The sequence below is a fragment of the Ktedonospora formicarum genome (genome assembly GCF_016587355.1).
In the GTDB taxonomy this organism is placed as follows: domain Bacteria; phylum Chloroflexota; class Ktedonobacteria; order Ktedonobacterales; family Ktedonobacteraceae; genus Ktedonobacter; species Ktedonobacter formicarum.
In genome coordinates, this window is sequence record NZ_BNJF01000003.1 from 784,204 (window position 1) to 809,580 (window position 25,377).

Here is a 25,377-nt window from a genome sequence, read left to right on the forward strand (position 1 = left end):
CCGGACAGGCGCCATTAAGAGCGCGCCAGTATAAGGTAAAAGCACCATTTTTCTGGTGAATCTTTGCAATCAAGTAAAGTTAAGTCTACGTAGCAAAGGCGGACCTATACAGCAACACCGCTTTCGCGGGTGTTGTACAGGTCCACCAATCTCTGAAAACTTCCCTCCCCTACCGCTTACTTATCTCAAGCGACCGTTGCCATAGCCAGCCCACGAGTGTGACAGCCAGGACGAGCAGGGCGCAGACAAACAGAGCGATGGGCGCGCCATAGAGACCCGCTAGCCAGCCCGTCAGGACATATCCTAGTGGGAGGCTCCCATCGAAGAGGAGTACCTGGATGCTCATGACACGCCCGCGCAGGTGGTCAGGTGGCAGCGCCTGAAGCGTCGCCATAGATTGAGAGGCGAAAGCCGTCTCCACAAAACCTACACACGCGATGAGCGCCAGCGACAGCAAATAGATCCGCGAACCCGCGAAGGCAATCTCTAATCCACCAAAGACAAGCATTATGATGAGTACGCGGCGGATGCTGGCCTTCTGATTTCCCCAGGCTAGCCAGAGCGTCGAGAGAAACGCGCCCACCCCAAAGGCAGCCGAGAGGAAGCCATAACCAGGAGCGCCCTCATTGAGTACGTTGGTCGCGAAGAGCGGCAGAATTACGTTAAAGTTTGAGCCGAAGAGCAGCGCCAGGCCCACAACCATGATGAGCAAGAGAACAACCGGGGTTATCCGAACATAGCTCCATCCCTCTCCGAGGCTTTGCCAGGTACTTTGACGCTTTTCGCTGTCAGGTCGGACCTGGGCATGCAGTTCGCTACTCCTCATAAGAAGGAGGGCGATGATGACTGCCAGAAAGCTGACCGCGTTGAGCAGAAAGAGCATGGTCACGCCGCTAGCAGCGATGATAATGCCTCCCAGGCTCGGCCCAATGATGCGTGCCAGGGTAGTGACAGAGGAATTGAGCGCGATAGCGTTCGGCAAATCCTCGCGCCCGACCATCTCAACCACAAAGGCCCGGTTCGTGGGGAAGTCCAGGCTATTCGTCAATCCAAGGAGCAGGGCCAGAACATAGATATGCCAGACCTGGACCGAGCCAGTATAGATCAGTAACCAGAGCAGGAAGGCCTGAAGCATTGCCGCCGACTTTGTAATGAGTAATACATGCCGCTTGGGCCAGCGGTCAGCGAAGACACCACCAAAGAGCGAGAAGAGCAGAATGGGAAGCGCCTGCAAGGCTCCGACAAAGCTGAGTTGCCAGGCATTATGCGTTAGTTCCAGCACCAGCCACGCCTGACCGATGCTCTGCATCCACGAACCCAGCACCGATACGATCTGTCCAGACCAGAAGAGGCGAAAGTTGCGCTGCTGCAAAGAGGTAAAGGCGCGTGACATTCCTTCCACCCATTTCCCTGCTGACGGTGTCTCCGGAACCACTTCGCGACCCAGATCTGTCTGCTTCTGAACGTCAGCCGAATTCTCTGTCATGCACATGGGCCTTTCTAGTATTTATCAAGTCATATTTAATCTATAACTACCTGCATAACGAGCAAAACACAACAATATCGTCGTGATTCTCAGGCCAACAGGTGAGGTTGAGAGTATATCGGAGGCAAAAACAAAAAACATCGTCCATATGGACGATGCCAGATCCTTGACAGAAGTGTTATAATTATGATGAGAAATAAGGCCCCTTCCATCGGGCGCTGCATATAAATTTCTACTATTTGTTAACCCTCCCTTCTCCCCCTTTCAGATAGCTCGACTTCTGCGTATGATTTCGAGGTAGGTCATCAGGTTCTCTGGCTTCTGCATATTCGTTATAGAAAAAGAATGGTAGAGAGTAGTTACCACTGATAACGAGAAACTTTGAAAATATTTATGAGGAAGTGAGTATGTGCAGAAATATCAGGCCACTCTACAACTTTGATCCACCGACGACAGAGGAAGAGCTTCATGCCGCCGCGCTGCAATTTGTGCGCAAGGTAAGCGGTTTCAATAAGCCCTCCAAGACCAACGAAGCCGCGTTTTATGCCGCCGTTGACGCCATTACGGCCATTGAGCAGACCCTTTTAAGCTCGCTTGAGACAAACGCTCCCCCACGCAATCGCGAGGAGGAGGCAGCCAAAGCGCGCGAGCGTAACGCGCAACGCTTCGCGAGAGGATAGAATATCAACGACATCTTGAAAAAAGTTTTCGCGAAAACTTTTTTCAAGATGTCGTTGATCGTCGGCACACACGATCACCCATATGTAGCCGTGTCGCTTCAGCAGCGGCTTCCCTGCGGCTCCTGAGATAGTAGTCCCTCTTTCATACGCATCCTCAGACGGTATGTTACAATAAGGCCAACAATTGTCCACAGCGAGGAGGCATGAGTATAATTTCATGACGTTAGAGGCTTCTACAAAGACAAAAGTTCTGCTGGATACTGACATTGGTAGCGATATCGATGACGCCATTTGTCTGGCTTATCTGCTGGCTCAGCCCGCGTGCGATCTATTGGGAATTACAACCGTGAGTGGCGAAGCACAGAAACGCGCGATGCTCGCTAGCGCCCTCTGCGAGGTTGCGGGTCGAGATGTGCCAATCTATCCCGGTATTGAGCGCCCGTTGCTTTCAGTGGTTAAGCAGCCAACCGCGCCGCAGGCCGAGGCCCTCGCACGCTGGCAGCATAAACAGGACTTTCCCCAGAACGAGGCCATTACCTTCCTTGAACAAACTATTCGCGCGCATCCCGGCGAGGTGTCTCTGCTCGCGATTGGCCCCATGACCAACATTGCTCTGCTCTTTGCGACCTACCCCGATATCCCCTACCTGCTCAAGAGTCTCGTGCTGATGTGCGGACAGTTCGCGCCCTCTGGTCGCGAGTGGAACGCGCTCAATGATCCCTACGCGGCTGAGATAGTCTATCGCGCTCCCGTCGCTGTGCATCGCTCTATCGGGCTGGACGTGACAACTCAGGTTCGTATGCCCGCGTCCGAGTTCCGTCAGCACTGTGATACACCTCTCCTGCGACCAGTATTGGACTTCGCCGAGGTGTGGTTCCAGCAAAGCGAGACAGTAACCTTTCATGATCCTCTGGCGGCGGCGACAATCTTTGACCGCTCGCTATGCTCTTTCTCTTATGGCAATGTCTCCGTCGAGATCAAGGACGAGGCAAAGTCCGGACAAACCTACTGGCAGCCAGGCGGCATCCAGACTCGCCATGAGGTCGCGCTCGCCGTTAATGTCGAAGGTTTCCTGAAGCATTACTTCGGTGTCTTCTCCAAAAGTAAAGATTAGATTGCTTGAGGAGTGAGCACGGCGCAAACAGCACGCCATGGGAATAAGCTATCAAATAAATGTGAGCCGTCGAAAAGGAGTCCCGACTCAAGCGACGCGACTTCTTTTCGCGGTGTTCCGGCTTCCTTTCGACGGCATTCCGCAATTTGACCATGCGCGCACTTTCAGATATTGGAATATGGTATTATGCGTATAATGAATAGCTAGTGAACGTTGATTAGTCGGTCATAGTTTGTTATGAAAAGCATTCACCAACACCGAACTTCGAGGTAGCGATCAATTAGCTTCGGTTTCCCAGGGCTGGAAGGATTACCAGAAGAGGGGATGACACATGCGAAATGATAACGCGTTCCCACCAGGGCCTAGAGGCTTGCCCCTGGTAGGGAATATACCAGGCTTCCAGCGTGAACCCTTAAAGTATATGAGCGATGTACGCGCTCAGTATGGTCGCATCGTCGGTCTCTCGCTCGCGGGAACGCCGGTCGTTTGTGGCTTCGCGCCTGAACATGTCCTGTACTGCCTTACAGAGCATCCGCGTGACTTCATCTCGCTTCAGAGCCAGAATCACAGCAATTTGCGCGAGGTCCTGGGGGATGGACTCCTGACCATCGAGGGCGATTACCACCGGCAGCAGCGCAAACTGGTGCAGCCAGCCTTTCATCGCCAGCGCATCGACCAGTATGCCGATGTGATGGTAAAATATACGCAGGAGATGCTTGAGGAGTGGAGTCCGAAGCAGGAATTAGAACTCTCTTCAGCTATGCAGCAACTCACCCTGCGTATTATCGTCAATACCCTCTTTAGCGTGGAGGAGTTCAGCAAGGTTCAAGAGTTGAGCCACGCCTTCACGGCTGTAATTGGTCGCCCCCCTCGCCGGATGCGGGCCCGCTTCAGTCCCTTCGCCCTTATCGACCGCTTCTCGCGCCCCCAGAAGGACTATGTACAGGGTAAACATGTTCTCGACACTTTCGTCTATGGCTTGATCCATCAGCGCAGAACCGAGGGAGGCGACCGGGGAGATATCCTCGATATGCTGCTCACGGCACAGGAAGAGGGGCATGGTATGAACGACCAGCAGGCCCATGATCATATCATGACGCTGGTGGCGGCGGGACACGAAACGGCACAGAACACGCTCTGCTGGACCTTCTACCTGCTCGCAAAAAATCCCGATGTGCGGGGCAAGCTCTTACAAGAGCTTCAAAGCGTGCTTGGGGACCGCGCTCCTACGGTCGCCGATCTACCAAAATTGCCATATCTCGAATGGGTCATCAATGAATCCTGGCGTGTCATGCCGCCTGCGTGGCGCATTGGACGCCGCGCGACACGCGACTTCGATCTGAACGGCTACCATCTCAAAGAGGGAACTATCGTCCTGCTCTGCCAGTGGGTGACGCATAACGACGCTGAGATCTGGGGCGATCCCCAAAATTTCCGTCCTGAGCGTTGGGACCCGGCAAAGGGCGAGAAGGTGCCGCGCGGGGCTTACTTCCCCTTCGGGCTCGGCCCTCGCATCTGCATTGGTATGCCCTTCGCGCAAATGGAGACACGGCTCCTGCTGGGAACTATCCTCCAACGCTTCTTCCCCGAGCCAGTTCCCAGTCATCCCATTGAACTAAAACCCGGCGTTACTCTGCGTCCCAAATATGGCATGCGCGTGACCCTCAGGGAGGCAAGCACTAATCAAGCGCTAGCTCATAGCTGATTTTAAGAGGTGCCGCGCAATAAGATGCTTGAAATGGGTGCGCACTCGAATTGGCATAACGCCTGTGGGCTTGCGAATAAGGGCCAGTGCGAAAACGCTGATTCTATGCATGAATGCCCATTCGGGAATGACACGGAGGGGGAAGCTTTCCATATCATTCCTGAATGGGCGTGAGAATGCCAGTGCCTGTTCCGCGAACTCAGGTGGTTATTTTTTCTCTGGCTGGTAGATAAGAGCAAGGGTCCCGGCACTGACCATCTTGCTGCTCACAAGCCGCAGCTTCGTCGGAGGCGTCCCATCTGGGAAGAACCGCCTTCCTCTTCCCATGATGTAGGGCACAACTAAGAACCGATACTCATCGATCAGATCAGTTCCCATTAGCGAGTGGACCAGGCTCGCGCTGCCATCGATAATGATATCTTTCCCTGGCTGCTGTTTCAATTTGGTGATTTCTTCCACCACATTTTCTCTGATGATGGTAGATTCTTTCCAGGGAGCGCTTTCGAGCGTGGTCGAGACCACACATTTTTTCATCCGGTTGAGGATTAATCCAAGAGTATCGGTTTGTGTGGACCAGCCCGGCCAGAGCATTTCATAGGTGGTCCGTCCCAGCAGGTACACATCGCCTTTCGAGTACTCTTCCGTAATGTATTCTATCCGACTCTCAAAATCCACAGCAGCCTCATCGGCAGGGGGCCACCAGTGATCCATCGTGTCCGCGTCAAAGACCCCATCCAGGGTCATCCACGCCTTCACCCAGAGCTTTCTCATAGTTATTCTCTTTCTCCTGTCTGATAGAGACCAGACCTGTTGCGAACAAATATACGCTACCACCTTGCAAAGAAAAAAACTTCTCCTATCTTGCTTTCCTCACTTCCATCCAGGCATCCACGCCCCAATATTTTCGCGCGCCCCATTGCTACCATTAGTGTAGGCGTGATAGATTAAAAAGAATGGATGTACTTTCACCAGAACGGCAAGGAGAAGAGATATTCATGGCAAACGTATTTGACCAGACAATACGTGCGAACGGCATTGATATTCACTACTACCGCATGGGCACAGGTGATAGTAATAAGCCTGCCATCGTTCTGCTGCATGGTGTGACTGATAGCGGGGAATGCTGGCCCCTGGTCGCGCGCGATCTGGCGGAGGAGTACGATGTAATTATGCCGGACGCACGGGGACATGGGCAAACGCAAAGCGGCATCAGCGCATTTTCTTATGAAACTCTGGCGCGTGACGCCATCGCGCTGATCGAGGCCCTACACCTCGACAGGCCATTTGTATGGGGGCACTCTATGGGCGGACGAACCGCGCTCAGTGTGGCACATATCCTGAGTAATGCGTCCAGTCCCGCTCTACGGGCCGTCGTACTGGAGGACCCGCCACTCCTTGAGACCACAAGGGAAGGACAGCCCCGCAACTGGCAGTGGATATTTGATGTAAAGGCGCAACCCGCTGAGGAGCGCGAGGCACGCTGCCGAGCCGATAATCCACAGTGGGCGGAGGAGGAGATAGCCCCCTGGTCCCGCTCGAAGGAGCAATTCTCGGTTCAAGTGTTGGAGCATATGGAACCAGGGGATCTCCCCTGGCGCGAATTTCTGCCAGGGATCACCACTCCTCTCCTCCTACTGACGGGAGAGGTCGAGCGAGGTGGAATCGTCTCGCCAGAAACCACGCGCAAGTGTGCCGACCTCTGGCTCAAGGGCGAGGTCGCACACATCGCTGGGACAGGGCACAATATCCACCGCGAAAGCTATGAACCGACTCTGGCAACAGTCCGCGCCTTCCTGAAGAAGTATCACGCCTAGCTTTTCTCTGGGAGAGGCGCTTGCATCCGACGATTGAGCGCCTCTCCGGCAGGTCGCCCCTCGACTAAACGCCGCAGCAGATCCAGGCTCTCCGTTACGGCTTCGTCCCCAAGAATATTGCCGAACGCGGCATAAAATTCCGCCTCAACGGAGGCGACCCGCTCCGCCATCTTCTCTCCCTGGGGAGTCAGAGTCAGCGTGACTTGACGCCCACTCGTCTTTGAGGGAATACGCCTGATATGGCCCCCTCGACCAGCCCATTCACCAGGCGGCTCGGACTGCCACCTTCACATATGAGCATACTGCCAAGCGCAACAAGCGACAACGGTTGACGTTCTTGAAGTACCCGCAGGACCTCCGCCTGAGAAGAGGTAAGGTTCAGGGGGCGCAGGGCCTCGGTGAACATGCGGTTACCCTCACGCTGGGCAGCAAGTATAAGATAGCGTAATTCTTCAATCGGTTGCATGCTTCTCCCTACTATATCTTCTGCAAAAACCAACCCTCATACGAGGGCACGGCGCCGCTGTCGCTGCTAGCGCGCAGGTTTAAATTGGTGGTAACTCTCGCAAGATGTGCCATCAAGCCCGTGGCAATGCGCTTTGAATGGTAGTTCATTGCTGAACTTCTGTCAAGGTAACATGACCTCTCCCTCTCTCTACCCTTTGCCGTGCTCGTTCCCACGCCACAGCTCATCTACGCGTTACAAAAACACCTTTTATATAAATCGCTATATCATTTTTCATCTATTTGCATTTTTTGTTTATCCATGCTATACTTACTCCTAGTGGAATGGGATCTGGGTCTTGTTTCTTGTTAAACTCCTTAGATCACGATAATAACGATGATAGTGCGTCCATTGTAATGCGACTATCCCCTGAAATAACTGGACTTATGCCGCTCCGGCGGCCCGGTGGCACATATGGGTAATGTTGAAGTTGGGATGAGAGGGGTTTCCACCATGACTATCACTTGCATTGACAATAGATTTCTAGAGATCACACATTTCACCAATTCTCCATTCTCTTATCGCTTCCCCTTGGCGAGCAAAAAGGTTCGCTATGCCACTCGATAACCGCAAGACAAGCCACATTCAGCAAATGGTGAACAAAAGCTTCACCGGACGCCAGAGAAGCGTCGTTCTGGTCACTAATAGCGCCGGAAGCTATAGCTATAACGCGCAGGCGGTGGTCTTCCGACCAGATCTGGCAATCGATCCCCAGATACCCGACCAGGAGGGGCAAACCCCACGTGCACGCGTGGATACGGTTATGCTCGCGCCCCTGGGGACTAGTTTCGCTGGTGTGGTGCTCATCGCCGATACGCCAACCGCGACCGCCCTGGCTGTACAGACATCTCCAATATATGAGATTGTCTCCTGTGTACCCGCTGGCATCCTGCCCGGAGGGACACATCTGCGCGTCTACCTGCGCCGCCTGCGCTAACGTGACACATCCCCTCCTTTTTAGATGGAGAGTGGTTGAGCGGCGCTGTTGATACATATGTCTGCATATGAGATACGCAAGCCTTCTAATGTGTAGCCATTCATTCGCCTGAGCGTAGCCGCCTGAGATGGTCAGATTTGGCACAACACAAACTCGGCTTGAGTTGGAAGCATGTGGCGTCGAAGCTAGCCGCCGCACAGGCGGCGTTGGCGAATGCTTTTTAGAACATGTTATAAGGGAAAGCACATAATCTTATGAGCAATACAGAACAGCCAACATCAAACCTACCTGAACCATTCCGCAAAGCATTTCGGACATCACGAACTACGAATACGCGTCCGCGTCGCGTGCGAGGTTCATCACGCCTGCATTTCGATCCACTCCAACCGCTCTTCACGCCCGAGCTACCGAGCGCGGAAGATATGGGTTTTGAGGATGAGTTGGAGATGGCGCTCTGGCTGGGTATTGAAGCAGAGCCTACGGAACCAGAGCGGGAGCAGGCTCCCCGCTGGTATACCCTCGATAACCTGCCCTATGTACCAATGGAGCAGATGCTCGCGCATGAGATGCAAGAACGTGGCTGGCCCCTGCGCTCCTTCGAGCAATGCGTGCCAAAGAGCACCGTCGAGTACTACGAGGCTCAAGAACTCCGACATGAGCTGATGGAGATCGAGAAACAGCGCAAAGCCAACGAGCAGGCATACCAGCGCAAACGCGATATCGATGATCAGGAGTCGTGCGCTTGAGTCATCCGGCGCGCGACCCGCGCGAGGGGCAGCATATCACCATCACCGACGCGCGTATAGTTGAGCGCCTGTCGGACTCTCAGGAGAGTGGACATGCCGTGCGGGTGACGGTCATCCAGGGTGGGCGCTCCAAAAACGGCTATGTCTATGACGACGCGGCGTTACAAAGCATCGCGGCGCTTCTGGAGGGCGCGCACGCCTATGCTGATCACTCACGCGAAGAGGCAGACATACGACCTCGGAGTGTGCGCGACGTGGTGGGCTTCTACCATGATACAGCCTTTCACGCGGGCGCGGATGGAGAGCCGGGCCGCGTTGATGCCACGCTCCACATCTTCGAGGCTGCTGGCTGGCTCTGGTCCATCATGAGCGAAGTCTGCCAGCTTGAACGTCCCGAATTGATCGGGCTGTCAGTTGATCTCCTCGGTAGCTGGCAGGTCAACGAGTCCACGAATTCACGCGAGATTACCGCCATTCACGCACTCAACTCATGCGATGTGGTGACGCGACCAAGCGCCGGGGGCGGTATCCGTCATATCCTGCATCACGATTCCACGTCTACCATGCCCAATGGAGGTTCTTCACCTATGGCAGAGCAGCAATCAAACGATGAGTTGTCACAGCTTCGCCTTCCCCACCTTGAACAGGAATCGTCCAGAGCTCACCACACCTTCGAGCCCTCTCAGAAACCAATATCACTCAAGGAGCAGCGCCGGCAACTTGAGCGCATGCGTCAGGATATTCAACTTCAGCAGTGTGACCTGGAGCTTGAGCGTCGTCTGCAAGAGAGCATCCTCCCTGAACCGATCAAGGCTCAGGTGCGGGGGCGCTTCAAAGGCCGTCTCTTTGAGGAGAGCGAGCTAGAACTTGAGCTCACCTCGGCGCTCGATCTGATGGCCCAACTCACGCGCGATGGCCTCGTTCGTGGTCACGGCTATGAGAAAATCCAGGTAAGCGGGATGGTCAGCGAGGCGCAGAAGGTCCAGGCCGCCTTCGACGCGATGCTCGGTCTGGAGGTCGATGCAACCCGCTTCGGCAATATCCGTCCCTTCAGCGGCATTCGCGAGGCCTATGGACGCGTGACCGGAGACAACCACTTGCGCGGCGGTATCAGCGCTCAGAGTCAGCTTGGGCTCCTGCCCTCCGGCCCCTTCGCCCCTACTGGCTACGTCAGCGAGGCCGACCTCTCGACGGCGAACTTTGCCTTCCTGCTGGGGTCAAGCATGAATAAGCGCCTGCTCAAAGATTATCAGGCCTGGCCCGCCGATTGGCAGAAGTTCGTGATGGTGACTTCCATCAAGGATTTCAAGCAGCAGAGCCGCGTGCGCATGGGGGCATTCGGCAATCTCGCTATCGTTCCCGAAGATACCCCCTATCAGGCCCTCTCAACGGGCGATAGTGCCGCCGTCTATGTGGCGCAGAAGCGAGGCAATCTCGTTCCCATCACCCGCGAGGCCATCATCAACGATGATCTTCAGGCCATTCGCCAGATACCAGCCAAGTTGGCTATCGCCTCGGCCTACACTCTCGCCGAGTTCGTCTATGGCTTCCTCAGTGGCAACCCGGTCATCTACGATGGTGTAAACCTCTTCGCGGCTGGTCATAACAACCTTGCGGCCTCCGCTCCTCTCTCGACGGCGACCCTGCAAAGCGGTGTCACTGCTATGCGCGAACAGAGCAATTCAGCAGGCAAGCGCCTGGGTCTGCGTCCACGCTTCCTGATTGTGCCTCCTGAGTTAGAGTGGTTGGCGATGATTCAGACGCGCTCGGCGAACATTCCTGGCAGCAACAATAACGATATCAATCCCATGCTTGGCTACGTCCAGCCTATCATCTCGCCCCAGTTAAGCAACACAGGCCAGTGGTTCCTCGCCGCCGATCCGCGCGAGGTTGACACCATTGAGATCGGCTTTGTGGGCGGTCAGGTCAATCCTGCGCTCTTCATTCAGGATCAGCCCACGTCGGGCCAGAACTTCACCCAGGATGTCATCACGTATAAGATCCGGCATGAGTACGGTGGCGCGGTCGTCGATTATCGCGGACTCTACCGGGGCAACTAGCATTTGGAAGGCTCATATGTAGGCGCGACGCGCGGGGAAAGGTTGCGTAGGTTCAAGCTCCGCGCCTACATATGGCGGTTCGTCACGGATATGATTGGAGGACGCGAACATGACCAGTTATATCAATAGTGATGGCTCGGGCCTTATCGGGGCACTTGGTCCGACAAACTTTGGTCAGTCCTTACGCCTGGATGCCAGTGGCAACTTGCTCGTCTCAGGCGGCAGCATCCAGAGCGCGATTCAGAGCGGGAAGGGCTTTGTCGCTACTACGGGTAAGCAGAACGCGAGTGGGGCAATGATCGTCGCCTTTTCGCTCTACAACAATAGCGCCGTTGGTGTTCTGCTCTACTCGCTCACCTGCCTCTCAAGCAGCGCGAAAACGCACCAGTTAACACGCGGGACCAGCAATCTTGCCCTCGGCAGTAATGCCTATGTAAGCAATACCAGCCTGGGCGGATCAAGCTCGTCCCTGGCGCTCGGCAGCGTGACCTATGCCAATAGTAATCAGGCAGTCAGTGGGACGCCGCTCGATGCCTTCGCCACACCCACGACTCAGCCCATCGAGATACTCAGTCAGGGTAACTCTCTATACCTGCCTGCCAGCAGCGGCACCAACCTAACGCTCTACCTCGACCTCGCCGCCGCTGGGGATTGGAAAGTCACCTACAGATGGATCGAGATCTAAGGTCTTAGGAGGACACACATGCTCAACGCGATGGAATTGGCCTTCGGGCGCTTCGGCAGCACTCAGAGCAGCCCCATTGGCACCTATGTCAACATGCGCACGCTCGCCTACTATCAGCAAGCAAGCGACGGCGTGCTTCCTTCCGCTGGCATCTGGCATCTCGTTAGTACAAACGCGAGCTTGCCCATCGCCACGCTTGCCAGCACCATCAACACGGCTCTGGGTAGCGCTTACACCGCCGCTAGTTTCCACGCCTACAGCTCCGGAACCGATGCCCTGTCCGCTAGCCAGCTAGGCCAAGTCTGCAACGATGCATAATACTATCGAACATTTGTAGCCGCATCGCTTCCGCAGCAATGGCCCCATATGTAGCCGCGTCGCTTCCGCAGCGGCACTCTAGCAAAGGAGTACACAGGATGGCGCATACGATCAAGCGCGGCTTTATCACCAGCTTCGACAAGAGCACCTATACCTGCTCAGTCTACCTTATCGAAGCGCAGACTATCACGCTTGATAACGTACCCGTCGCGCTCCACGTTGACGCGACGAGCATGCTCAATGGGGCGTACTGCGCCGTCCTCTTCTTCGATGAAAGTAATCTCTCGGAGGCTATAGTTTTCGCGAGCTATACCAGCCCGACAAGTGGCAGCGTTCCGGCTTATCCTCCGGGGCGCATGGCCTTTATCCCAAAATACAAGCTTCAGGATGGCAATATCAGCACAGGCTCGGCGACGATCCAGGCGGGAGGCATTAATAATATTCCCGCTAGGGCCAACGCCATTCTCTGCAATATCGCCATCAGTAGCACCACCGCGACGGCCCAGGCGACCTTCGGTCCTCCCGGCGCGACCACCTGTAGCATGGTCGTTCAGGCCGCGAGCAAAGAGCTTGATATGAGCTGTCTCGTTCCGCTCAATTCCAGTGGTCAGCTTGGCGTTACCGTCAGCGCGACCACCTACGTCCTGATCTACGTCTATGGCTATGTGATGTAAAGGAGCGCCCCTTTCCTTTGTGTGAAAAGGGACGCTCCCGCCTGAAATAATGACCTGAAATAACGAAAGGACTTTTCCCATGACAGACTCGCCTTCCAACCACTCTGGCAAACAACCCTATTCAACGCAATACTGGATCGAGCGCCTGGGGGAGAAGGTTGACGAGCTACTCTCGGGCATCGAAATCAGCGAGCTGACCAGCAGACAACGCTTGGAATTCGCCATCAAGTACCTTGGCGTGCTCCAGAATTTCCAATCCATAGAAGAGGAAAAGGCGCAACAACCGCAAGAGAATGAGCATGAAGCGCGATTGCGGCTAGAGCATATTAAGAGTCTAATGCGTAGTCGAACAGCAGCTTCAGCCGCTAGTACACTCGATGAGATGAATGATAATCAGGAAGCATAAAATCGTACATTACTATAGTACTCACTTGTTTTGCGTAATCAGTAGTAAAATGGTATCATTGGCTTTGCACCAAGGAAATTGTCAGGTTGAAGTGGATAAGGAGAAGGAGAAGGAACTTCATGATTGCCCTTGTGCAAGACAACAACGATCTCGCCTATGTGCTCGAAAAATTTCTCGAAATGGAGCACATTCCCGCTACCAGCTTTCCTAGCATGATCCATTTTCGCCGTGAGCAAGATCAGGTTTTCAGCCTGCTCGTTGTTAGTAGTGATTGCCTGCTTAAAGTAGGTATCCCACTGGATTCGCTGCTCTCTAGCCCCGTACCAACCCTGGTGACCACCGCGTATGACGAGGTCTCCGATTGGTGCAGCGAGCACAATGTTCCCTGCTTGCTCCTACCGTTTACGCTTCACCGCTTTCTCAAGTGCTTGCAGCTCGGTCCCACCCAGACCATCTAACCACCGAGTTGCAAGCACTTTTACACACCCTTTTGCCTATAAGAAGCACATATACAAGCGCACAGCATCGACAGCCCCAACGCATGCTGACGCTCTGCAAGCGAGCGCCACGTCTACCCGCTTACATGTGCGCTATCAACTTACGGCTTATACAAATGAAGGGATGGTAGTGTGGAAGATCAATATCGGATGGCGACTTCCTGGTTCGGGCGCTTACGCGAAAGCTTCGTTAAACGAACACGCCAGCGCATAAAAGAACAACATATCCCCTCACTCTACCCATACACGGCAGGCCCTGGCGAGGACGACTACGCATGGCGCGGCCTTTCAGATAATCTCTCACCCAAAGATTTCGTTCCCTCCGCCTACCTGGAGATCCACAACCAGGCATACGAAGCCTATCACACCAATCCGCTCGCCTTCTCCATTATCGAGACAACAACAAGTTTCGTCCTCGGGCGCGGTGTGAAACTCGATGCCAGCCATACACGCGTTCAGTGCGTCCTTGATGACTTCTGGCAGGCAAACCAGATGGACGAACGCGTCTACGCCATCTGTAATGAGCTTGCTCTCTATGGCGAACTCTTTGTGCGCTACTTCGTTAACCGCTTCGATGGTAGCGTCCGCGTCCGTCTGACCGATCCCTCGCTTATCGATCAGATTGAGTGCGATCCAGAGGATATTGAGACGCCGCTTCGCTTCCACCAGCGTCCACTCGATGCCTCCCCCGACGCCGATGCCGGCACATGGTTCCGCGCCGGAGACCAGATGCAGCACTTCGCTATTAACAAGGTCTCCAATGCCCGGCGCGGTAGCCCGGACCTCGCGCCTCTGCTCCCCTGGCTGCGCCGCTATAAAGACTGGCTGACCGACCGCGTGCGCATTAACAAGTTCAAAGGAGCCTTTTTGTGGGACGTAACCATACGCGGCGCTGACCGCAAGACCATCGATGCCAAACGTATGGAGTACGCGACTCCTCCCCCTCCCGGCTCCATCCTCATCCACAACGATAACGAGCACTGGCAAGCGGTCCAGCCAGCCATCAATGCCAACGACGCGAAAGAAGATGGACGCGCCCTTCGCCTGCTCATAGCCGCTGGCGCGGGTCTGCCCGAACACTTCCTGGCGGATGGCAACAATGGCAACCGCGCCACCGCCGCAGAGATGGGAATGCCCACTCTACTCAAATTCCAGCGCCGCCAGCGTGTTGTGAAACATATCCTGCGCTCAATCCTCGACCGCGTGCTCGCAGAAGCCCGCCACGCCGGACGCCTCGATGCCAGCCTGGAACTCGCTTACGAGATTGTCTTCCCTGAAATCGACCTGGACGATAATCAGCAACTCGCCACAGCCGCGAATACGCTCGTCCAGGCGCTCACCAGCGCTCGCACGCAAGGCTGGCTCAGCGATGAAACCGCCATGCGTCTGCTCTTCAAGTTCGCTGGTGAAGATGTCAGCGTCCACGAAGAACTCGCCCGCATCCGTAAAGAACAGGGGCATGCGCGTGTATAACCACTCCGCCATGAGTGGCACTCACCTCCCCGCCGCACTAGCGAGACACCGAACACAGTAGCCATTGATATGCTGGTTCATGAACCCTCATGGGGGTGGTTCGATAACCGGCGAATTACACGCGAAGAAAGTGCGTGGTAGGTAGACCTGCGTACGATACTGCCAGTGACCCGGTTAAGCAATCGAAAGTGGTTTGCGAAACTCTGACAATGTATATAAGCTCGCCGAGCATCAACAGAGTAGTTCTGCTATCACAGGAGATTGCTTGACCAGGGCCAAATTATTTTCGCGTCGCACCAATATACAGCGGGATACTCCAATGATGAGAGTATCCTCCCGCCATTATTCTTACTCCTTACGCGGAAACCACCGCCGTTAGTCGCGACTAACGGCGGTGGTTTCCGCGTAAGGCCTTAGACTTTCTTGAGAACAACAACAGGAATAATGCGAGAAGTATTTTTCTGATACTCCCCAAACTCTGGTGCTTGCTCGACGGCACTGGCGTAAAGACGATCACGTTCTTCTCGCTCTGGAACCGTGGCATGGACCTTGAAGCGCTCAGTTCCCACTTCAATCCAGGTCTCGGGATGAGCCAGGATATTGTGGTACCAATCGGGATTGGTCGGCGCGCCACCCTTCGACGCCATAACAACGAAGGCATCACCCTCTTGAATATACCCTAAAGGGTTGATACGCGGCTGATGACTCTTGGCTCCGATGGTGTGAAGCAAGAGAATGCTTTTGCCTTCGAGTGGACCACCGATCTTGCCTCCATTGGCGCGGAACTCCTCGATATTATGAGTGTTCCAGTCATCGAACTGCTTCTTCATCGCGTCCCGTTCATTGGACTCAACAGAACTACTCATGTGTTATATCTCCTTTAAATGCGCTCATGTATGAGGAAGTCAAGAGCTAGCCAAGACAATCAATCAGCCGACGGACCTGATCCACTTCAGGAATACATGGAATGAATATCACTTCATCCGTTCCAATATCTTCAAAAGCTTTGATTTTGTCTTTCACAATCTGTGGAGAAGATATAACGCCAGCCGCCATCATTTGGGCCATTGGACCCAGGGGCGCATGATAATCAAGGATATACGCGGCGGAGCGTGCGGCGGAATCTGGCCCAAGTCCAAAGAAGGCATCACTCACCAGGCGCGGTTTTCCTGACCTCTCCCCATGCTGCCAGGCCTGTTCAGCCATGCGGAAACATCCACTGATCATTTGAAGGTCACCACCACCTGAAACATAGCCATTGCCCCACCGTCCCAGGCGATTGATAGCGGCAGGAGCGAAGCCACCAAGCAAGATTTCAGGTCCACCCGTCTGCACCGGAGTGGGACCAACTGGCCCGGTCTCCTCATCATACGGCTCACCAGACCACAGACGCGTCAACTCTGCAAGCTGCTTCTCGAAGTGCTTGCCTCGTGTGTGATACGAAGCCGAGGCGACGCGGTAATCGTCTTCCCGAATACCAATACCAAGCCCCAGGGTCAGACGACCATTGGAGAGAACGTCCAGGGTCGCCATCTGTTTAGCCAGAATGCTTGTGTTTTGCAAAGGGGCCGCAAGCACGCTTGTTAGCAGCCGCACCCGCTTGGTTTCCCCGGCGGCAACCGCCAGAGTCATCAGCGCATCAAAATCTTTGTAGGCCAGGCGATCCGGAACCGCAAGGCTAGAAAATGGACCTTCATCGGCAAGTCTGGCCCATTTTCGGATCACCTCGCCAGGAACGTTAAGAAAGGCCGATGGGAGCGCAATTCCTATTTTCATGGGTACCTCCATAAACCCTTGAAGAGTCTTCTGAGTAAACTATCTACTTCCTCAAGAAGACGAAACTGGCTTATACAATGGCCAACACCAGTATGCCGCAGGCATGCTTACCTTCTTTTGATCCTTGATCAATTACTCGCAATTATAGGAGGGTGACGGTCGAGTTTACATCGTTAAAACTGATGATTGTCCAATCAGCGACTCTTTTCCCAGGAGTTAGTTATTTTTGACGATGCTTGGACAGTGATTGAACACTATACTTGGGACAGGACGCATTCATAACAACGATCGCGGCACATTTTCTCCTATGACAGTGATGGAGCCAGAGGGATGCGTGGCACTACTCGCAGGACCATGCAGAGCTTATAAAAGCGTGAGATGCATATAAGAGAAATGGGCGCTTCACAGTCAATTTGTTAATCGTATGCGTCTGGTGATACTATCGTTCATCTTAGGCAAAAAACACAATAATCGGCTTTTTTAGAGCACCCTCATGGAGGTAAAAGGTACTGATGGACAAAACGATAGAAACGCCCAAGCTCGATTTCCAGCCCTTTCAGTCCCCATTCACTGACAATCCTTACGCTTACTTTGCCCAGGTCCGGGAAGAGCAACCCATCTTTTATAGCCCAACGTTTAATTTCTGGTTCGTCTCTCGCTACGACGACGTTGTACGGATTTTGAAAGATCACCAGGCGTTTACCAATGCCAAGGCGTTCGCTTCCCCTTCCGAGTTGATCCCAGAGGCCAAAGAACTTTTGCGCGATACCATGTTCGGGACGGAATCCGGTGGATTGATCATGGCTGATCCGCCAATCCATACCCGCCTGCGCCGTCCGCTTACCGCAGCTTTCTCCGCACGTCGCGTTGCCAAGCTTGAGCCAGGTGTGCGCGAACTGGTATCAAAATTGATTGATGAATTTCCCAAACAGGGCCAGGTGGATATTGTCGAGGATTTTGCTCACGCTCTGCCGCTTCACGTCGTTTGTCATCTGTTCGGTATCCCACAGAGCGAAAACACTAAGGTACGTGTCTTGAGTGACGCGCTCATTGATTTGCTCAATGCAGCCGTCACGCCTGAGAAGCAAATAGAATACGCTACCAAGACCGTCGAGCTCTATAAATATGTGCTGGATATGCTGGAAGACCGGAAACGGAACCCGCAGGACGATCTCCCTTCAGCCTTGATCCAAGAAGTCGAAAAGGAGCAGTCCCAGACGACCATCGCGGAGCTAGCCGACGTCCTGGTCTCAGTGCTTGTAGCCGGCTTTGAAAGCACGCAGTATTTTATGGCTGCGTTTATTGCTCTCTTGCTCAAAAATGTTGACTGGGAGAATCTGAATGAGGACCCCAAGCATTTGAACATGCTGGTAGAGGAAGGCTTGCGCCTCTGCACTCCAATTCTTGGCATCATGCGCTACGCGACCCAGGATGTGGAAGTGAGTGGTGTGACAATTCCCTCTGGTGCGCTCGTCTATACATCCTTGACCTCCGCCAACTATGATGAGCACCATTTTGCTCATGCTGATCAGTTTGATCCGCACCGTGAACAGAACACTCGTCACGCGACGTTTGGGCAAGGTATTCACTTCTGCATTGGAGCGCCCCTGGCTCGCGTAGAGGCACGCATCGCGTTAGAAGTGCTGCACCAGCGCTTGCCTCATATGCGCCTGGTTCCTAATCAGCCTATGGAGTACCGTGACGGACTCGTCCTGCGTGGTCTCAAACATCTATGGGTTGAAGTGGGCGAATAATGACCTCATAGCCTGCGTTTCTGGTCCTGGAGGTCCAGGAGCCGAAGAAACAGCCGTTGACCCGGTCATGGCAGCCAGTCCGCTGCTGGTTAAGAGCTCTTCGGGATATCGAGCGATGCCAGGAGCCGAACAAGCCGGGTCAACTTTCCTCTTAGAAAGGATTTTGACGGATGCTTCAACAACCTGATCGAGGTGCCGCTGACCACATCTTCGCGGTTTATGGTATGCTCCTGGACATGTACTTTTCTATGAGCCTGCAAGAGATCGTGCATTTGAAAGTCGCGGACCACTTGAGCGAGGGCCCTCAATCTGTAGAAGTGCTCGCGAAGCAAGTTGGCGTACAGGCAGACATGCTCGCGCTGCATATGCGCACTATGTGCAGTAAAGACATTTTTGTTGAAATCGAAGAGGGAGTCTTTGCCCATACAGAAAGATCACGCTATCTGCAAACCGATATCCCTTGTTCGCTAGTAAGCGTGTCCGAGCTGATACGCTCAGACTCGCAAAGGGCGGTGTGGACACCAGAGGCGCTAGCTTACTCCATACGAACAGGGAAATCGGCCTTTGAGCACATTCTTGGAGAAAATCTCTGGTCCTTCCTGGGGACGCATCCGGAGGATCTTGCCATCGCTAATGGTGCCGTGGTTACGCTTTCCGATTCGCTCAACGAAGTAATCGCTGAGGTTTTGGATCTGACAGACCGCCGTTCATTCGTCGATGTTGGTGGAGGGGATGGAAGCTTCCTCGCGACCCTTCTCTCAAAGTATCCAGAGACGACAGGCGCCTTGCTCGAAGTTCCTCCAATGATTGAGAATGTAAAGGCTCAGGAATTCATATCAGAGCTGGCTGGTCGTTATACCTACCACTCGGGAGACTTCCTCGAAGGCGTTCCAGAGGGCGGAGACGCGTACTTACTGAAAGAAATTCTTACCCATTGGAATGATGAGGCTTGCCTGAAGATTCTCAACAATTGCCGCAAGGCGATGGCTCCTGCTGGCAGGCTTTATGTCATCGAGTATATTCTTCAAACGCCACCCGCCAAATTCACACCTTACCTTGTTACAGGTCTGATTCATCGCCAGTGGTTTGATGAAGATTATCAGCGAACAGTGCCACAACTCCAACGTCTGTTGGAGCAGGCAGGGTTTGAAGTTGTCAGTCACACACCAACGAGCACAGATGACAGCATCCTGACAGCCCAGGTGCGAGCATAAGCCAATCTAGATTCGCCAGAGAGTCATCAAAGAGCAGAGACAAAAGCAAGATGCGAAGTCAGGCGGCTTCGCATCTTGCTTTTGTCTCTGTAACGCTTAGCTCTCCTCAGTAATCGTAGCGATAACCAGAGGCTCTTCTGTCGCCATTGGCGCGTCAGCAACTTCTCTCTTCTCCTCCCTTCGAGTTTGTCGGAGGAGGACCGCAGCCATGATAGCGACAGCAAACACAGCAATGCCTGCGATGAAGAACATCACATGCAGCGAGTCAACAAATGCCTGATTAAGAGCCTGCTGTAACGCAGAGGGTGTAATCGGAAGTTGTCCTAACGCGGCGCTGTGGCTGGCCTGTCCACCAGCGGCAGCAACCTTATGCGCGATATCCTCACTCATCGACGCAGGCACGCCTCGCCCAATGAGTTGGCCTGTAATGTTGGTGGGAAACTGCTGCAAGACGATGGTTCCAAGCACAGCGATACTTAACGTGAGTCCTACCTGACGGTTCGCGTTAAACAGAGATGAGCCCAGACCTGCTCGCTGAGGGGGCGTAGCGCTGAGGACAGCGGCAGCCAGCGGACTCAGACAGAGCCCAAAGCCAATACCCGCCATGCCAAGTATCCACCACACCGAGATATAGGGGGAGTCAGGCTCCAGGCGCGTGAGCAGAAGCATACTACATCCATAGATCAGTCCACCCACAACAATCGGTAGGCGTACGCCAAAGCGAGCAGCGAGTCGACCTGCCAGGGGAGCTGTCATAAAGACACCTATGCTAATCGGGAGGGTACACAGAGCGGCCTCAAGCACGCTATGTCCTTGCACTTCTTGAAAGTACTGAGCCAGGAAAAAGACAGGACCCACGGTGCCACAACTGAGGATCAGCGTGAGAAGGTTAGCCGCTGTGAACACGCGTATGCCAAACAATTGCAATGGAACCAGTGGCTCGCGCACCCGAGCCTCAACGAAGATGAAAGCGACCAGAAACACCACAGCGAGCGCAATAAGGGCAAGAATCAACGGAGAGGTCCACCCGGCGGAGGAACTCTCAATGAGCGCGGTGACCAGGCACGTCAGCCCGGCAATTACCAGCACTTGACCTGGCAGGTCGATCCGGCGAGCATTCGGATCTCGCGACTCAGGGAGACTTGGAAGAGCCAGGAGGAGTGTAAGCAGCCCAATAGGCACGTTCACGAAAAAGATCGTCGGCCAGTTTCCAATCTGGGTAAGAACCCCGCCAATGAGCGGTCCTACGGAAACAGCCACACCAGATAGGCCGGTGAAGAGGCCAATAGCTTGCGCACGCTCCTTTGCCTCAGGGAAGGCGACCGCCAGAAGCGCGAGGCTGTTGGTTGTAAGGGCCGCCGCGCCCACGCCTTGCACCACGCGACCAAAGAGCAACCAACTCAGCGTCGATGCGAAGCCACACAGCGCTGATCCGATGGTAAACAGGGCAAGCCCTATCAGGAAGAACCGCTTGCGCCCGAAGCGGTCCCCAAGAGTTCCACCTGTGAGCATAAGGGCGGCCAGGATCAGGGTGTACGCATCGATTGTCCATTGCAGACCCGACAGGCTCGTATGGAGACTCGCCTGAATCTTTGGCAATGCCAGGATGATAATCGAATTATCCAGTTGAATCATAAACGAGCCAAGACAAGCAACTATCAACGTGACGACTTTGTTGGTGCGACGTACCTTACCCATGTTGCTCCTTCCCCTTATTATCAATGGCATTTGCCAAGCGTAGACCATACCTATCCATAAAGATGTTAGTACAAGTATAGTCTTTTAATCAGTAAACAGGCATCGTTAGATCTGAGGAGCAATAGTGGGACGCTTTTCCTGCCAAAAAATCCTCAGTTCTGACGGTGTCGCTTCCGTAGCTAGACGCTATCCTGAATGTAGGATGGTAGGGTAGGCGCAAAAGACTAGGAGACCGTTGAAAGCTGTTTCTGCGCACATTTTCTTCGCGCTGGTACCAACGTGCTCGACGAGAGTAGTACTACCGCCAGCATTTCACAGTTTCTTCAGTATGACAAGGAGTAAGAAAGCATGTCATCCAAGGTGGAACGCCTTGCCGGGGATGCTCCCCAGCAGGTAGTCGCAGCAGACTGGCGTCGCTGGGCCGGTCTCATCGTTCTCTGTGTGGCCCTCTTTCTAGAGGCCCTGAACTTTTCCAGCGTCAATGTCCAGATCCCTGCTATTAGCGAGGATCTTGGTCTCACAACCGTAACAGCACAGTTCCTGGTAAGCACCTACCAGGTAGCCTATGCCGGGTTCTTATTACTTGGTGGTCGTATATCCGATCTGGTCAGCCGTCGCCTTGTCTTTATCAGTAGCGTTGCCGTGTTCGGAGTGGCCTCGTTAGCGGCTGGTCTGGCGGGGAACCCGACGATTCTCATCGCGGCTCGCGCCGTCCAGGGAATAGCGGCGGCCTTTACGACTCCCGCAGCAATGGCGATCATCACCGCAACCTTCCCTGAAGGTCCCGAGCGCAACAAGGCAATGGGGATCTATGGTATGGTCGGCGGGAGCGGCTTCGCTATTGGAGCTTTGTTATCTGGTATGCTGACAAGTTTGTTGAACTGGCGCTGGGGCTTTTTCGATTATGTCATCATTACCGTCCTGGTAATCGCGCTAACACCTGCTTTGGTGGCAAAGAGCGAGCGTCCTAGTTCCGCGACCCGAGGTATCGATTTCGCCGGGGCATTCTCAGTCACCGCAGGCTTGCTACTCCTGGTCTATACCATAGGCGAAGCACATAGCGCGCCTGTGGGTCTGACAATTGGAGGGCTGGTCGCGGCAATCATCCTGCTCATTGGCTTTGTGGTGATTGAGTCACGCGTGCGCACACCTATTCTCCCACTTGGGGTTCTCCGTTTGCCCACGCTTGCCAGCGCCAACATAATTGGCTTCATCCAATACGTAGGCTTCACTGGCGTGGTATTCATTTCGACGCTCTATCTACAGAATGTGCTCGGCTACACACCATTCCAAACAGGGTTGGCTTTCCTGCCTCTGGGCCTTGAAGCCGCGATCTTTTCCAACCTGGCCCCCCCGCTTGTCAATCGCATAGGAATCAAGCCGACGCTCATTATCGGTATGGTCCTATTCACGGCTGGAATCGCTATTATGCCCTGGATGCTCACGACTAATGGCACCTTCTGGAATATCATCTTGCCGCATCTGCTACTCGGTGGTGGCCTAAGCCTGGCCTTCCCAGCCGTGGTGATTGCTGCCATGTCTGAATCCTCAGCCACTAATCAGGGGCTTACCTCTGGTCTGATCACGACAGCTGGTCAGCTCGGCGGTGCGCTTGGACTGGCTGTGATCATCTTCGTCGCCGCCGTCTTCACGCCTGTGGTAGTAGGAGCGCATCCTGCAGTCCAGGCCGTCAATCAGGCTCTGGTCACTGGTTTCCAGCCAGCGCTGTTACTTGCCGCCGTCATTGGCTTGCTGGGAATAGTTGTTGCTCTTGTGGGCTTCAAAGGGCCAAAACCCAGTCAGCCTGAGCAAGCTATGTCATCAGAGTCAATCGCCGATTAGGAAAGCCTGACGCAGACATGCCCGGCGTTGCGCTTTAGCGCGAGCGCCGGGCACTCCATGCAAAGTGACGTTGGGCATCCAGCATACCGATTCCAGACCAGTACACCGTGATGGATTCGTCTCGCGTGGCCTCAAGGGTGTTCCAGCCTATGTCCCCAGTTCTGAGGAGAAATGTTCAGGGAATTCTACTTTCAAAAAATCCTCAGTTCTCACGATGTAGGGCTAGCGACTGGACACTATACTTGAGGCAGAACCATGCGATATTGGGCGTAAAAACAGAGATATCTGTAAAAACAAGCATTTTGTGTGTACGAGAAAGGAGTATCCCTGTGAAGAAATTTATCGCGCTTGTCAAATTCGATCAGAGCGACCAGGAGGCCTTCAACGCCACTCTTCCAGCTGAATGGGAAAACATCACCCGCTTAAAAAATCTAGGCATCCTGGAGAAGGTCTATATCGCCGAGGACGGGATTAGAGGGTATACCGTTCTGCGGGGAGAGACGCAAGAAGAGGTAGAGAAAACGCTGCAAGGGTTCCCACTCTACCCCTTTATGCAAACGGAACTGGTTTCGCTCATGCCAGTTCTTCCAACCGATTAATTGGACCCGTTTGCGCTAAGCATGGGCATATCAATGCCACAGGTCGGCTTCTGCTCATGCGTCACAAAGGGCTAGGGCAAGCAGTGGCTTCCCTGTTTGCCTTGCTCAACGTCTCGAAAGACCAGAATCCCTTTGCCATACATTTGCCTGAGCGCAGCCGCCTGAGATTCTCTGACGTCGCGTGACACACACTCAGCCTGAAGTAGAACCATGTGGCGGCGAAGATAGCCGCCGTACAGGCGGCGTTGGCAAATGCTTTTCTTAACATGGGGGATAAATCCTGGTGTTTAGGCTAAATTCACAGAGAAAGGATGAAAAGACGATGGTTCAAGAGCGATCTGTTATCCAGGATATTGAGACGCGGCCTATGCGAGAGCGCGTTGGTATATCAATCAAAAAAGAAGGCTTCACTCCGGGATACTCGGTACAAGAAGTCATTGACGAAATCAAAGCGATGGAGGATGCAGGCATCCAGGAAGTCTGGGTACCACAGGTCGGTGGCATCGATACAATGACCATCTTTACCGCAGCCGCGCTTCAGACGAAGCGTATCCGCTTTAATCTTGGCATTGTGCCCATTTATACCCGTCATCCACTGGTCCTGGCTCAGCAGGTCGTCGCCTTCGACGGGATCGCACCTGGACGGCTCCGCCTTGGCATCGGGTCCAGTAATCAGGGTCTCATGGGTATGTATGGCATCCAGATAGAGAAGCCTCTCACCTATCTGAAAGAGTTCATGGGCATCCTGAGGCCGGTGCTTGAGACAGGGCAGGTAGATTTCGAGGGGAAATACCTCCATGCTCACTATCACTGGCTTGACAACCGTATTGTCAATGTTCCGCTCATGATCTCCGCCCTGGGCGAGAAGGCCTTTGAAACCGCCGGTGAGATCGCTGATGCCGCGCTGCCGTGGCTGGCTCCTGTTTCTTACCTGCATGACACAGCCCTTCCAGCGATCAGAAAAGGTGCCGAGTCTCGCCAGCGCCAGGCTCCTCCCATTATCGCGAGTGTGCTGGTAGCACTGAGCGAAGATAAGCCAGCGGTCCAACGCGAGGCGTTTAAACAGCTTGTGATCTACCTGGATGTCCCTTACTTCCCGCGCCTGTTTGAAGCTGCCGGTCTGCCCCTCGGTCCCAATAACGAGGGAATGGAGCGGCTCCTGAATGCCCTGGTTGTGCAGGGAAGTGCCGCCGAGGTAGAGCAGCAACTCCGCCAGATTCTCTCGTCAGAGCTGCGTGAAATCAATATCACGCATGTTCCAGTCGTAGATGAGAAGAAAGAGCTTGCACAACTTGAGCGCATTATCAGCAATCTCTAGTTGTGTGCTCTGGCGCCCGATGGGCTCTAGCGGCCCCTTTAAGCAGTTTCCAAAGCGAGGGCAGCATTCTGATTTT

At 54.1% G+C, this 25,377-nt stretch carries 26 protein-coding genes; 18 read left to right on the forward strand and 8 right to left on the reverse strand.

The features are described from left to right. Positions 1 to 169: 169 nt before the first annotated feature. A complete protein-coding gene (locus K3T82_RS30010; RefSeq protein ID WP_220197192.1) occupies positions 170 to 1,486 on the reverse strand; it encodes an MFS transporter in 1,317 nt (438 codons plus the stop codon). Between the two features lie 407 nt (positions 1,487 to 1,893). On the opposite strand from K3T82_RS30010, the gene K3T82_RS30015 reads away from it, so the two are divergent. The 3 genes from K3T82_RS30015 (at position 1,894) to K3T82_RS30025 (ending at position 4,985) form a co-directional block, all read left to right on the forward strand. Next, on the forward strand, positions 1,894 to 2,166 hold the full coding sequence (locus K3T82_RS30015; protein WP_220197193.1) for a DUF2277 domain-containing protein: 273 nt from the start codon (positions 1,894 to 1,896) through the stop codon (positions 2,164 to 2,166). 217 nt (positions 2,167 to 2,383) lie between these two features. Beyond that, a complete protein-coding gene (locus K3T82_RS30020) occupies positions 2,384 to 3,280 on the forward strand; it encodes a nucleoside hydrolase (protein ID WP_220197194.1) in 897 nt (298 codons plus the stop codon). 331 nt (positions 3,281 to 3,611) lie between these two features. Beyond that, positions 3,612 to 4,985, forward strand: a complete 1,374-nt coding sequence (locus K3T82_RS30025; protein WP_220197195.1) for a cytochrome P450 — start codon at positions 3,612 to 3,614, stop codon at positions 4,983 to 4,985. A gap of 207 nt (positions 4,986 to 5,192) precedes the next feature. On the opposite strand, the gene K3T82_RS30030 is transcribed toward K3T82_RS30025, so the two are convergent. After that, positions 5,193 to 5,756 (reverse strand): dihydrofolate reductase family protein, encoded by a 564-nt coding sequence (locus K3T82_RS30030; RefSeq protein ID WP_220197196.1) that lies wholly within the window; start codon positions 5,754 to 5,756, stop codon positions 5,193 to 5,195. A 224-nt stretch (positions 5,757 to 5,980) separates the two neighbouring features. Between K3T82_RS30030 and K3T82_RS30035 the strand changes: the two genes are divergently transcribed. Further along, positions 5,981 to 6,799 (forward strand): alpha/beta fold hydrolase, encoded by an 819-nt coding sequence (locus K3T82_RS30035; RefSeq protein ID WP_220197197.1) that lies wholly within the window; start codon positions 5,981 to 5,983, stop codon positions 6,797 to 6,799. Here the strand turns inward: K3T82_RS30035 and K3T82_RS30040 are convergent. Both K3T82_RS30040 and K3T82_RS30045 read right to left on the reverse strand, forming a co-directional pair. Next, on the reverse strand, positions 6,796 to 6,969 hold the full coding sequence (locus tag K3T82_RS30040) for a hypothetical protein (protein WP_220197198.1): 174 nt from the start codon (positions 6,967 to 6,969) through the stop codon (positions 6,796 to 6,798). The two genes, K3T82_RS30035 and K3T82_RS30040, sit on opposite strands and share 4 nt — an antisense overlap. Before the next feature lie 23 nt (positions 6,970 to 6,992). Next, positions 6,993 to 7,265 (reverse strand): helix-turn-helix domain-containing protein, encoded by a 273-nt coding sequence (locus K3T82_RS30045; RefSeq protein ID WP_220197199.1) that lies wholly within the window; start codon positions 7,263 to 7,265, stop codon positions 6,993 to 6,995. Between the two features lie 592 nt (positions 7,266 to 7,857). Between K3T82_RS30045 and K3T82_RS30050 the strand changes: the two genes are divergently transcribed. From K3T82_RS30050 to K3T82_RS30090, 9 genes are all read left to right on the forward strand, one after another. Next, a complete protein-coding gene (locus K3T82_RS30050) occupies positions 7,858 to 8,241 on the forward strand; it encodes a hypothetical protein (RefSeq protein WP_220197200.1) in 384 nt (127 codons plus the stop codon). Positions 8,242 to 8,495: 254 nt separating this feature from the next. After that, complete coding sequence (locus K3T82_RS30055) at positions 8,496 to 8,987, forward strand: hypothetical protein (protein WP_220197201.1); 492 nt, start codon at positions 8,496 to 8,498, stop codon at positions 8,985 to 8,987. Continuing rightward, the gene (locus tag K3T82_RS30060; protein ID WP_220197202.1) at positions 8,984 to 11,047 is read left to right on the forward strand and encodes a phage major capsid protein; all 2,064 of its coding nucleotides are present in this window, start codon (positions 8,984 to 8,986) and stop codon (positions 11,045 to 11,047) included. The genes K3T82_RS30055 and K3T82_RS30060 overlap by 4 nt, the downstream gene beginning before the upstream one ends. 109 nt (positions 11,048 to 11,156) lie before the next feature. Then, on the forward strand, positions 11,157 to 11,732 hold the full coding sequence (locus tag K3T82_RS30065; RefSeq protein ID WP_220197203.1) for a hypothetical protein: 576 nt from the start codon (positions 11,157 to 11,159) through the stop codon (positions 11,730 to 11,732). Positions 11,733 to 11,750: 18 nt separating this feature from the next. Continuing rightward, the gene (locus K3T82_RS30070) at positions 11,751 to 12,050 is read left to right on the forward strand and encodes a hypothetical protein (protein ID WP_220197204.1); all 300 of its coding nucleotides are present in this window, start codon (positions 11,751 to 11,753) and stop codon (positions 12,048 to 12,050) included. 98 nt (positions 12,051 to 12,148) lie between these two features. After that, the gene (locus K3T82_RS30075) at positions 12,149 to 12,724 is read left to right on the forward strand and encodes a hypothetical protein (protein WP_220197205.1); all 576 of its coding nucleotides are present in this window, start codon (positions 12,149 to 12,151) and stop codon (positions 12,722 to 12,724) included. 79 nt (positions 12,725 to 12,803) lie between these two features. Beyond that, positions 12,804 to 13,130 (forward strand): hypothetical protein, encoded by a 327-nt coding sequence (locus tag K3T82_RS30080; protein WP_220197206.1) that lies wholly within the window; start codon positions 12,804 to 12,806, stop codon positions 13,128 to 13,130. Positions 13,131 to 13,249: 119 nt separating this feature from the next. Further along, on the forward strand, positions 13,250 to 13,588 hold the full coding sequence (locus tag K3T82_RS30085) for a hypothetical protein (protein WP_220197207.1): 339 nt from the start codon (positions 13,250 to 13,252) through the stop codon (positions 13,586 to 13,588). A 171-nt stretch (positions 13,589 to 13,759) separates the two neighbouring features. Then, a complete protein-coding gene (locus K3T82_RS30090; protein ID WP_220197208.1) occupies positions 13,760 to 15,100 on the forward strand; it encodes a phage portal protein in 1,341 nt (446 codons plus the stop codon). A gap of 413 nt (positions 15,101 to 15,513) precedes the next feature. Here K3T82_RS30090 and K3T82_RS30095 read toward each other — a convergent pair whose 3' ends face one another. Further along, positions 15,514 to 15,966 (reverse strand): nitroreductase family deazaflavin-dependent oxidoreductase, encoded by a 453-nt coding sequence (locus K3T82_RS30095; protein ID WP_236031644.1) that lies wholly within the window; start codon positions 15,964 to 15,966, stop codon positions 15,514 to 15,516. A 46-nt stretch (positions 15,967 to 16,012) separates the two neighbouring features. Then, on the reverse strand, positions 16,013 to 16,876 hold the full coding sequence (locus K3T82_RS30100) for an LLM class flavin-dependent oxidoreductase (protein ID WP_220197209.1): 864 nt from the start codon (positions 16,874 to 16,876) through the stop codon (positions 16,013 to 16,015). A gap of 512 nt (positions 16,877 to 17,388) precedes the next feature. Here K3T82_RS30100 and K3T82_RS30105 point away from each other — a divergent pair. Together K3T82_RS30105 and K3T82_RS30110 are read left to right on the forward strand one after the other, a co-directional pair. After that, the gene (locus K3T82_RS30105) at positions 17,389 to 18,630 is read left to right on the forward strand and encodes a cytochrome P450 (RefSeq protein ID WP_220197210.1); all 1,242 of its coding nucleotides are present in this window, start codon (positions 17,389 to 17,391) and stop codon (positions 18,628 to 18,630) included. Positions 18,631 to 18,800: 170 nt separating this feature from the next. After that, positions 18,801 to 19,844: a methyltransferase gene (locus tag K3T82_RS30110; RefSeq protein WP_220197211.1), complete on the forward strand. Its 1,044-nt coding sequence runs from the start codon at positions 18,801 to 18,803 to the stop codon at positions 19,842 to 19,844. Between the two features lie 96 nt (positions 19,845 to 19,940). On the opposite strand, the gene K3T82_RS30115 is transcribed toward K3T82_RS30110, so the two are convergent. Next, a complete protein-coding gene (locus tag K3T82_RS30115; RefSeq protein ID WP_220197212.1) occupies positions 19,941 to 21,542 on the reverse strand; it encodes an MFS transporter in 1,602 nt (533 codons plus the stop codon). 348 nt (positions 21,543 to 21,890) lie between these two features. Between K3T82_RS30115 and K3T82_RS30120 the strand changes: the two genes are divergently transcribed. Together K3T82_RS30120 and K3T82_RS30125 are read left to right on the forward strand one after the other, a co-directional pair. After that, positions 21,891 to 23,384 (forward strand): MFS transporter, encoded by a 1,494-nt coding sequence (locus K3T82_RS30120; protein WP_220197213.1) that lies wholly within the window; start codon positions 21,891 to 21,893, stop codon positions 23,382 to 23,384. 329 nt (positions 23,385 to 23,713) lie between these two features. Beyond that, positions 23,714 to 23,983: a muconolactone Delta-isomerase family protein gene (locus tag K3T82_RS30125; protein WP_220197214.1), complete on the forward strand. Its 270-nt coding sequence runs from the start codon at positions 23,714 to 23,716 to the stop codon at positions 23,981 to 23,983. 61 nt (positions 23,984 to 24,044) lie between these two features. Here the strand turns inward: K3T82_RS30125 and K3T82_RS30130 are convergent, their stop codons facing one another. Further along, positions 24,045 to 24,251 (reverse strand): hypothetical protein, encoded by a 207-nt coding sequence (locus K3T82_RS30130; RefSeq protein ID WP_220197215.1) that lies wholly within the window; start codon positions 24,249 to 24,251, stop codon positions 24,045 to 24,047. Between the two features lie 54 nt (positions 24,252 to 24,305). Here K3T82_RS30130 and K3T82_RS30135 point away from each other — a divergent pair, with 54 nt between their 5' ends. Beyond that, positions 24,306 to 25,301 (forward strand): LLM class flavin-dependent oxidoreductase, encoded by a 996-nt coding sequence (locus K3T82_RS30135; protein WP_220197216.1) that lies wholly within the window; start codon positions 24,306 to 24,308, stop codon positions 25,299 to 25,301. The last annotated feature ends 76 nt before the right edge of the window (positions 25,302 to 25,377 follow it).

What these genes read in the sequence shown, in the direction of transcription:
- K3T82_RS30010 (WP_220197192.1), bottom strand. Translation starts at nt 1,486, where the DNA reads ATGACAGAGAATTCGGCTGACGTTCAGAAGCAGACAGATCTGGGTCGC.
- K3T82_RS30015 (WP_220197193.1), top strand. Translation starts at nt 1,894, where the DNA reads ATGTGCAGAAATATCAGGCCACTCTACAACTTTGATCCACCGACGACA.
- K3T82_RS30020 (WP_220197194.1), top strand. Translation starts at nt 2,384, where the DNA reads ATGACGTTAGAGGCTTCTACAAAGACAAAAGTTCTGCTGGATACTGAC.
- K3T82_RS30025 (WP_220197195.1), top strand. Translation starts at nt 3,612, where the DNA reads ATGCGAAATGATAACGCGTTCCCACCAGGGCCTAGAGGCTTGCCCCTG.
- K3T82_RS30030 (WP_220197196.1), bottom strand. Translation starts at nt 5,756, where the DNA reads ATGAGAAAGCTCTGGGTGAAGGCGTGGATGACCCTGGATGGGGTCTTT.
- K3T82_RS30035 (WP_220197197.1), top strand. Translation starts at nt 5,981, where the DNA reads ATGGCAAACGTATTTGACCAGACAATACGTGCGAACGGCATTGATATT.
- K3T82_RS30040 (WP_220197198.1), bottom strand. Translation starts at nt 6,969, where the DNA reads ATGGCGGAGCGGGTCGCCTCCGTTGAGGCGGAATTTTATGCCGCGTTC.
- K3T82_RS30045 (WP_220197199.1), bottom strand. Translation starts at nt 7,265, where the DNA reads ATGCAACCGATTGAAGAATTACGCTATCTTATACTTGCTGCCCAGCGT.
- K3T82_RS30050 (WP_220197200.1), top strand. Translation starts at nt 7,858, where the DNA reads ATGCCACTCGATAACCGCAAGACAAGCCACATTCAGCAAATGGTGAAC.
- K3T82_RS30055 (WP_220197201.1), top strand. Translation starts at nt 8,496, where the DNA reads ATGAGCAATACAGAACAGCCAACATCAAACCTACCTGAACCATTCCGC.
- K3T82_RS30065 (WP_220197203.1), top strand. Translation starts at nt 11,157, where the DNA reads ATGACCAGTTATATCAATAGTGATGGCTCGGGCCTTATCGGGGCACTT.
- K3T82_RS30070 (WP_220197204.1), top strand. Translation starts at nt 11,751, where the DNA reads ATGCTCAACGCGATGGAATTGGCCTTCGGGCGCTTCGGCAGCACTCAG.
- K3T82_RS30075 (WP_220197205.1), top strand. Translation starts at nt 12,149, where the DNA reads ATGGCGCATACGATCAAGCGCGGCTTTATCACCAGCTTCGACAAGAGC.
- K3T82_RS30080 (WP_220197206.1), top strand. Translation starts at nt 12,804, where the DNA reads ATGACAGACTCGCCTTCCAACCACTCTGGCAAACAACCCTATTCAACG.
- K3T82_RS30085 (WP_220197207.1), top strand. Translation starts at nt 13,250, where the DNA reads ATGATTGCCCTTGTGCAAGACAACAACGATCTCGCCTATGTGCTCGAA.
- K3T82_RS30095 (WP_236031644.1), bottom strand. Translation starts at nt 15,966, where the DNA reads ATGAGTAGTTCTGTTGAGTCCAATGAACGGGACGCGATGAAGAAGCAG.
- K3T82_RS30100 (WP_220197209.1), bottom strand. Translation starts at nt 16,876, where the DNA reads ATGAAAATAGGAATTGCGCTCCCATCGGCCTTTCTTAACGTTCCTGGC.
- K3T82_RS30105 (WP_220197210.1), top strand. Translation starts at nt 17,389, where the DNA reads ATGGACAAAACGATAGAAACGCCCAAGCTCGATTTCCAGCCCTTTCAG.
- K3T82_RS30110 (WP_220197211.1), top strand. Translation starts at nt 18,801, where the DNA reads ATGCTTCAACAACCTGATCGAGGTGCCGCTGACCACATCTTCGCGGTT.
- K3T82_RS30115 (WP_220197212.1), bottom strand. Translation starts at nt 21,542, where the DNA reads ATGGGTAAGGTACGTCGCACCAACAAAGTCGTCACGTTGATAGTTGCT.
- K3T82_RS30120 (WP_220197213.1), top strand. Translation starts at nt 21,891, where the DNA reads ATGTCATCCAAGGTGGAACGCCTTGCCGGGGATGCTCCCCAGCAGGTA.
- K3T82_RS30130 (WP_220197215.1), bottom strand. Translation starts at nt 24,251, where the DNA reads ATGTTAAGAAAAGCATTTGCCAACGCCGCCTGTACGGCGGCTATCTTC.
- K3T82_RS30135 (WP_220197216.1), top strand. Translation starts at nt 24,306, where the DNA reads ATGGTTCAAGAGCGATCTGTTATCCAGGATATTGAGACGCGGCCTATG.